The organism is Aromatoleum toluolicum, assembly GCF_012911005.2.
Classification (GTDB): domain Bacteria; phylum Pseudomonadota; class Gammaproteobacteria; order Burkholderiales; family Rhodocyclaceae; genus Aromatoleum; species Aromatoleum toluolicum.
In genome coordinates this window covers 1-422 of the sequence record NZ_WTVS01000238.1, presented here as the reverse complement: position 1 = coordinate 422, position 422 = coordinate 1, and the positions used below count along the sequence as shown (strand labels likewise).

Sequence of the window (422 nt, the reverse complement as noted above, 5' to 3'; positions counted from 1 at the left end):
CTACGGAAAACTGTGGATTCCGCTGGTCGAGAAGTTCGGCGGCCAGCACCACGGCTACTTTATGCCCAGCGAGGGCGCCAACAACATTGCGCTGGCGCTGTTCACGTTCGAGAGCCTCGCAGCCTACGAGCGCTACCGCGAGGCGTCGATGCAGGATGCGGACTGCCAAGCGGCTTTCCGCTATGCCGAAGAGACGGGGTGCATCGTGAGTTATGAGCGGAGTTTTTTCCGCCCCGTGTTCAAGTGAGAGTTCAGGGCCAATCGATCGGGAGCCCAGCGCGCGCCCCGGCTATTCGCGCTGGATCAGCTTCCCCTCTTTGTCGTACTCGTTAGCCCAGCCAATGTGTATCGCTATCTGGCCCAACCCCACCAGCGCAACAATGGCCGCCATCACCAACACAAATGCCCGGCCGCTGTAAATG

At 60.4% G+C, this 422-nt stretch carries 1 protein-coding gene; it reads left to right on the top strand.

Annotated elements, in window-relative coordinates; translation table 11 throughout:
- Positions 1 to 247 (top strand): NIPSNAP family protein (locus GPA27_RS28540; RefSeq protein WP_169143751.1); only part of this gene is annotated, 247 nt, incomplete at its 5' end.
- Between the last annotated feature and the right edge of the window lie 175 nt (positions 248 to 422).